The organism is Synechocystis sp. LEGE 06083, assembly GCF_015207725.1.
GTDB lineage: Bacteria > Cyanobacteriota > Cyanobacteriia > Cyanobacteriales > Microcystaceae > Synechocystis > Synechocystis salina.
In genome coordinates this window covers 1-6,692 of record NZ_JADEWJ010000227.1, presented here as the reverse complement: position 1 = coordinate 6,692, position 6,692 = coordinate 1, and the positions used below count along the sequence as shown (strand labels likewise).

Below are 6,692 nucleotides of genomic sequence, written 5' to 3'. Positions count from 1 at the left end.
TAAGAGACAGCGCTGTATATTGAATTTCAACCCGCCAACATTGTCGAAACCAAAGATTTGGACGATGACACTTTAATCGACATTGACATACACGGAAATGTTTGTGCCATAACCGTTGAACACGCTCAGCAAAGAACTAATATTCCTAACATCTCGTTCGAGCAGATTGTAGCATAGGGCGATCGCCGCTATGGGGGAAAGTTCAGGTTTTTGCAGGGCAGATCGCAAAAATCCCATCATACTTATGGCTGAAGGGATAAAATAAGGTATCTCATCAAGAAAGAAAGACCTTAACCATGGTTTTGGCAACCTACAAATGGACCAATAAAAAATATCACCAAGCCATTGATAGCGGTATTTTTAGCAATGAATCAGTTGAGCTACTGCGGGGAGATATTGTTGTCATGGCTCCAGAAAGGGAACCTCATGCCTATTACAATACCGAAGTAGCAGACTATTTCAGAAACTTGTTGCAAAGTAGGGCCAAAATCAGAGACGCCAAACCCATTACCCTACCCAATGACTCCGAGCCACAACCTGACATAGCCATTGTCCATCCCCTGGGGCAAGAGTATTTGCGGCATCACCCCTATCCCGCCAACATTTTCCTGATCATTGAATTTTCCCAAGTTACCCTAAGCAAAGACCTAGGGGAGAAAAAAGATATTTATGCTGAAGCTGGCATCATGGAATACTGGGTTGTCGATATAAAAAACGCCCAACTCACCGTTTTTCGAGACTTATGGGATGGGCAATATCAATCAAAGCAAACATTAATATCTGGCACTATTTCTCCCCTTGCTTTCCCCGATGTTTCTGTGCCCGTGCAACAGTTAATTCATCCCTGAGACGATCTGCAAACACGGCATCAACTTATCCCTAGTTCAGAAACTAGAACAGCCCTAGCTGATTTCCTCAGTTTTTTGCAAGAATACGGAGGGTAACTCCATCCAATCCACTTAGTCCCCTTCTTCTGCCATGGTCACCCTCATTGCCTCTCCCCCAGAAACTGACCTCGTCCTGCCTGGGCAGGATCAATTACCCGCCGATGACAACCAAACTATGGAAACCCAACGCCATAAAATGCAAATGGATTTACTGATTGAAGGGTTGGATAGTTGGCTGGAACAACGTCAGGATGGTTATGTTGGGGGGAACATGTTTATCTATTACAGCCAAGCCCAGATTAAATCCCAAGACTTCAAAGGGCCAGACTTCTTTGCTGTTACTGGAGTACCCACAAAAGAACGTAAATCTTGGGTGGTGTGGCAAGAAGAAAAAGCGCCCGATGTGGTCATCGAACTACTTTCCGACAGTACAGCCCAATACGATAAAACGGATAAAAAAATAGTTTATCAAGATAAAATGCGGGTGACTGAGTATTACTGGTACGATCCTTGGAATCCTGATGATTTTGCCGGTTTTAGTCTTAACCATGGTCAATATGAACCGAAATCTTTCAATGAACAAGGCTGGTTAATCAGTAAATCCCTGGGACTGGCATTGCTTCGCTGGCGGGGGAAGTATCGCAATGTAGAAACGGACTGGTTACGCTGGGCCACCCTAGAAGGAGAAATTCTGCCTACAGGCCAGGAATTGGCCCAACAGGAACGGCAACGGGCTGAACAAGAACGGCAACGGGCAGAGCTTCTGGCCAACAAGTTAAGAGAGTTGGGGATTAACCCCCATGATTTGTGAAGGACTGAAAATTACTGCTGATTGGTTCAAAGCGAGGTCATAACCATGGTTACCCTACTGAAATGGACAGTCCCGGACTATCACCAGCTCATTGAACAGGGTTTATTAGAGGGCAAGAAAGTAGAACTTTTAGACGGCAACCTAGTGACCATGGCCCCTGAAGGACCGCTCCATAGCTACACTACCAACACCGTTGCCGACTATCTGCGCCAAAATCTGCACGGACTAGCTTTAGTCAGAGAAGCTCACCCCATCACCCTGAGCCAATCTGAACCGGAACCCGACATTGCCATTGTCCTACCGCCCCAAGAGCGCTACAAAGAAAAACATCCCCAGGCTGACGATATTTTCTGGTTAATGGAAATTGCCCACAGCACCCAGGCCTATGACCTCAACGACAAAAAACAGATCTACGCCCAGGAAGGCATCCCCGAATATTGGGTAGCAGACCTAAATAACCGCCAACTATTTGTTTTTTGGGCACCGGACAACGGAAATTATCGCTGGCAACAAAGCCACTCCAACGGCATCATCTGTAGCCAGGCCTTTCCTGACATAAAAATATCAGTACAAGAGATGTTGCACTGGTAGCCCCTCGGCAGGTTTCTTGGCCCCACTGCCCCGGTCTTTGACCACACTTGCCATTTTTGCCGTCACCGCCCTACCGAGGTTTTATTTTGTCTGGCGGCGATCGCCACGAATCTGCTCCCGGAAAGCCAACACAGCATCAAACGGTTCTTCCCAAGCCACATAATTAGCCAGTAAAGCCAGATCCAAATCCAGCAATAAATCACTTTGGGCAACTTTTTCATACTGTTGATTGGTCAGGCAATAGACATGAAGTTGGTTATCTTGCCAAAACCAAACCTCTGGAACTGGCAAAACTTGATAAATTTTTAGGGAATCAATGCCGCCGCTGGTGAGTATAACTTCAATCGCCAAGTCTGGAATGTTTTTTCGTTGATTTAAACAATAGGACTTATCCGGCTCGATCCCCCGTTGCATCGATTCAGACTTGAAAGTAGTAGAGCCAAGGGAATAAAAGCGAATACCTTTTTCTTGTAAGTAAGCTTCCAACAGAATGCCCAGATTTTCTTTATAAAATTCATGGCGATAACTGGGGGACATAATCTGTAGTGTTGCTCCTAAGTATTTGAAGAGAACTGGAGCATTATCACCCCATAGACTTAGTAGGGCGTTGTAGTCTTGCCAACTAACATCCGCCATAATCACAATCTGCTCCAAATCCCCCATGGCAGGTCGGATCTGGTTAATCAACTGCTGACAATAAGTTAAACCTCGATTGATTAAAGCAGTCATCAGCCTTTTCCACCCAATTTAGTTTTCCCTTGGTTTTCCCATTGTAATGTTCGTCTACGTTCCCTCCCCTAAAATGGCTTGCGCTGGCCTTGACAAAACACAGTGCATTCCCCCTTTCTTCCCAATGACCCACTGAGCGGCCGTAGCCTTTTCCTAAATTCCAAATAACTGCCGTTGTTTTCGGCGATCGCCGTTGAGCGGGTCAGTTTTGGCACTAATTATCACCATGGAACTTAATCAATACAAGCAGGGCGAATACCATCCCGGCGCCTCCCTAGTTAAACAGTTGCTGTGGTATTTCCTCGGGGATTTTTTAGTGCAAACCCCCCTACTACCCATTCCCCTCCTGAAGGTGGCCATTCTGCGGTTATTCGGGGCCAAAATCGGTACAGGAGTCAACATTAAACCCCACGTCAAGATCAAATTTCCCTGGCGTTTAACCGTCGGTAATTACGTTTGGTTGGGGGAAAAATGTTGGATTGATAATCTGGCCGCGGTTAGCATTGAGTCCCATGTGTGTATCTCCCAGGGAGTTTACCTCTGCACTGGCAACCACGACTGGGGTAAACCCAGCTTTGACCTGATCACCAGACCAATCCACATCGCCACAGGCTGTTGGATCGGTGCTAATGCTACCATTGGCGCTGGAGTACGAGTAAACGAAGGAGCGGTTTTAACTTTGGGATCTGTGGCTGTCCAATCTTTGGCGGCTATGACCATTTACTCCGGTAATCCCTGTCAGCCAGTCAAAAAACGGAAACTTACGTGAAACTACCGTAGGGAATAACTAACTTTAATTGTTACTATCCTTGGGGATAAGGTCTAATTATTGATGAAGCTAACAATTCTGAACCAATTCTATCCCCCTGACTATGCTGCCACGGGGCAACTGTTGGAAGAGCTGTCCATCGAACTGTCCAAAAAAGAGCTTGATGTACAAATTTTTGCTGGGCAACCGGGTTACGCCTTTGACCAAGACCTGGCCCCAGCCCAGGAAGTCTGCCAAGGGGTGCTGATCCGTAGAACTAGGACTTCTCGCCTTTGGCCGCAAAGATTACGGGGACGGGCGATCGCCGGAATTTTGTATTGTTTACGCGCCATCGTCAAACTGAGATTAAAAAGAAGACTAGGGGATTTGATCCTTGTTACTACGGAGCCCCCCTACCTAATGGTGGTGGCCTACATTTTGCACTTATTGTACAAAAAACCTTACATCTGCTTGATTTATGACCTTTACCCCGATGTGGCGGTGAAGTTGGGAGTAGCCAAGGAAAAGGATGCCATTGTCAAATTATGGCGTTGGTTAAATCACTTAACCTGGCAAAAGGCGGAAGCCATTATTGTGCTCAGCGAGAGTATGGCCAAAGTGGTTGCCGACAAGGAACCAGCCCTGGCAGGGAAAATTGAGGTGGTTCATAACTGGGCAGATGGAGTGTTAATCCAACCAAGGGCCAAAACTGACAACTGGTTTGCCCAACGCCATGGCTTAGACCAGACATTTACCGTCCTGTATTCCGGCAACATGGGACGGTGCCATGACCTGGAAACTGTGATGGCAGCAGCCCGCCTCTTGAACCAAAAAGCAGTCCGGTTTGTCTTCATTGGTGCCGGGGCCAAGGCCCCCATCTGTCGAGACTTCGTACAACGCCACCAGTTAACCAATTGTTTATTTTTACCCTTTCAACCCAAACAGGTTTTGCCCTTTTCCCTCACCGCCTGTGACCTGAGCTTGGTTTCCATTTTGCCCCAGGTGGAAGGCCTGGTGGTGCCAAGTAAATTCTATGGTTGTTTGGCCGCCGGCACGGCGATCGCCGCCATTTGTGCATCCCATTCCTATTTGCGGGGAATCATTGCCGAGGCCCAATGTGGCGCCGCCATTGATAACGGGGACGGGGAAGGGTTGGCCCAATTCATCCTTGAGCTGAAGAATGATCCCCAGCAAGCAACGGCCATGGGACACCGAGGTCGCCGGTATTTTGAAGAAAATTTTACCCTCGATACAATTGTTAATCAGTACCGATCCGTCATTGCCAAAGTTAGTGACCAACAACCTGCCCAGTCTAGAACAAAGAAATCCCATTGCTACCCTGACTCACAACCCCTTTGATCAAATAGCTGCATGCCCCCCCTTCGGGAACCTTTTTACCGGATTTTTTCTACCTTATTTTGGTTGTTTTCACCAAAATGTATTTGTAAACGATTAATTTCATAATTTCAACCCATGGGTACAAGTTGTTAGTGATTGCCAAGCAACCAGATTGCCCTCCGGTTTGCTTGCTTTTGACCCCCAGGGCACAAAACAAATCCGGTTGTTCGCTACAGTGGTGGCAGGAATTTAGGGTTTATCAAGGTGCTGACCAAAATTTTCTTGAAGCTCACACTGCCTATCCTTTGCTTTACCCTGGTGGCCTGTGGCGTTTCCCCCAATGCGGTGCAAGCGGAGTCCCGCTTATTTTTACCCCTGTCCTTAGAATTTTTAGATAGCTACACCCTACCAAAGCAGGCAGTACAAGATTTGCCCGTTGGGGGCATCTCTGACCTCAGCTACGATCGCCAACAGGATCTTTACTACGCCATCACCGATGACCGGCGATCGCCCCGGTTTTACACCATGCGCCTGACCGTGGCCGATGGGGAAAAGGGCATAGGCATTACCAAAGCAGAAGTGGTGGCCATGACTAAGCTCAGGAGCAGCGAGGGCGAAACCTACGGCCGGCAATTGTTAGACCCAGAGGGCATTGCCCTGTCCCCCCGCCACACCTTATTCGTCAGCAGTGAAGGGGTTTTATCTAACCAAAGTCCCCCCTTAATTGCGGAATTTGACCAGGCAACAGCCCAGGAATTGGAGCGACTACCCCTGCCCAGTCGATTTTTGCCCCAAGCCGATCCCCCCCAGGGCATCCGGGATAACTTTGGTTTTGAAGCCCTGACCATTGCGGCCACCAGCACCCTAGCAGACGATCCTTTTCGTCTTTTCACCGCCGCTGAAAGCGTTTTAGCCCAGGATTTTGACCCGGACAATCCCCCCCCGCAGATTCCCCTGCGCTGGTTGCATTACGTGATTAATTCCGTGGGCCCCCCCGTTTTGGTCAGCGAAAACCTTTACCCCCTGGAGCCGGCCCCGGTGGGTACCCTACTCCACGGCCTGAGCGCCATGGTAGCCCTACCCAGGGAGGGTTATTTCCTCACCCTAGAACGAACCTTTGGACTGAACGGGTTCCAGGGCAAAATTTTCCAAACAGTCAACGCCAATGCCACCGACACCAGCCGCATCGCCAGCTTCCGCCCCGGCACCAACACCATTAACCCCATGCGCAAACAACTATTGCTCGATCTGGAGGATTTAGGCATCGAGTTGGACAATCTGGAAGGGCTCACCCTGGGGCCCCGGTTACCGGACGGTGGCAGCAGTTTGATTGCCATCAGCGACGATAACTTTAGTGAAGATCAAACCACGCAAATCCTACTTTTCCGTTTGCAGGGGGTTTAACAAAGGAGCTAAATGGTCAATGACCGGCTCCCTACCCCCAGTGAGGTGGTGGGCTAGTTTTTGCGCGAGGGGGGGGACATAGACCAAGGGATGGGTAAAGCCCGTGAATAGTACCAACCCTGGTAAATTGGGCATTTCCCCCACCAAGGGCAGGGTTTGGGCACTAAAGGCCACTAGGCAATGG

The 6,692-nt window shown here is 48.7% G+C and carries 8 protein-coding genes and 1 pseudogene; 6 read left to right on the top strand and 3 right to left on the bottom strand.

Going from position 1 to position 6,692, the window contains the following annotated elements; genetic code table 11:
* Nucleotides 1-72 precede the first annotated feature (72 nt).
* Nucleotides 73-240, bottom strand: coding sequence for a hypothetical protein (locus IQ219_RS20175; RefSeq protein WP_228017170.1), 168 nt, complete (start codon nt 238-240; stop codon nt 73-75).
* Nucleotides 241-296: 56 nt separating this feature from the next.
* On the opposite strand from IQ219_RS20175, the gene IQ219_RS15245 reads away from it, so the two are divergent.
* The 3 genes from IQ219_RS15245 (at nt 297) to IQ219_RS15235 (ending at nt 2,289) form a co-directional block, all read left to right on the top strand.
* Nucleotides 297-848 (top strand): Uma2 family endonuclease, encoded by a 552-nt coding sequence (locus IQ219_RS15245; protein WP_194073174.1) that lies wholly within the window; start codon nt 297-299, stop codon nt 846-848.
* A 130-nt stretch (nt 849-978) separates the two neighbouring features.
* The gene (locus IQ219_RS15240; RefSeq protein WP_194073173.1) at nt 979-1,698 is read left to right on the top strand and encodes a Uma2 family endonuclease; all 720 of its coding nucleotides are present in this window, start codon (nt 979-981) and stop codon (nt 1,696-1,698) included.
* 45 nt (nt 1,699-1,743) lie between these two features.
* On the top strand, nt 1,744-2,289 hold the full coding sequence (locus tag IQ219_RS15235) for a Uma2 family endonuclease (RefSeq protein ID WP_194073172.1): 546 nt from the start codon (nt 1,744-1,746) through the stop codon (nt 2,287-2,289).
* Nucleotides 2,290-2,370: 81 nt separating this feature from the next.
* On the opposite strand, the gene IQ219_RS15230 is transcribed toward IQ219_RS15235, so the two are convergent.
* The gene (locus IQ219_RS15230; RefSeq protein ID WP_194073171.1) at nt 2,371-3,018 is read right to left on the bottom strand and encodes a Uma2 family endonuclease; all 648 of its coding nucleotides are present in this window, start codon (nt 3,016-3,018) and stop codon (nt 2,371-2,373) included.
* 226 nt (nt 3,019-3,244) lie between these two features.
* On the opposite strand from IQ219_RS15230, the gene IQ219_RS15225 reads away from it, so the two are divergent.
* The 3 genes from IQ219_RS15225 (at nt 3,245) to IQ219_RS15215 (ending at nt 6,508) form a co-directional block, all read left to right on the top strand.
* Nucleotides 3,245-3,787 (top strand): WcaF family extracellular polysaccharide biosynthesis acetyltransferase, encoded by a 543-nt coding sequence (locus IQ219_RS15225; RefSeq protein WP_194073170.1) that lies wholly within the window; start codon nt 3,245-3,247, stop codon nt 3,785-3,787.
* Between the two features lie 63 nt (nt 3,788-3,850).
* The gene (locus IQ219_RS15220; RefSeq protein ID WP_194073169.1) at nt 3,851-5,125 is read left to right on the top strand and encodes a glycosyltransferase family 4 protein; all 1,275 of its coding nucleotides are present in this window, start codon (nt 3,851-3,853) and stop codon (nt 5,123-5,125) included.
* A 243-nt stretch (nt 5,126-5,368) separates the two neighbouring features.
* Nucleotides 5,369-6,508 (top strand): esterase-like activity of phytase family protein, encoded by a 1,140-nt coding sequence (locus IQ219_RS15215; RefSeq protein ID WP_368667615.1) that lies wholly within the window; start codon nt 5,369-5,371, stop codon nt 6,506-6,508.
* Here the strand turns inward: IQ219_RS15215 and IQ219_RS15210 are convergent.
* A pseudogene (locus tag IQ219_RS15210) lies at nt 6,482-6,692 on the bottom strand (FAD-binding oxidoreductase); the annotation flags it as partial. The gene IQ219_RS15215 and the pseudogene IQ219_RS15210 overlap by 27 nt on opposite strands.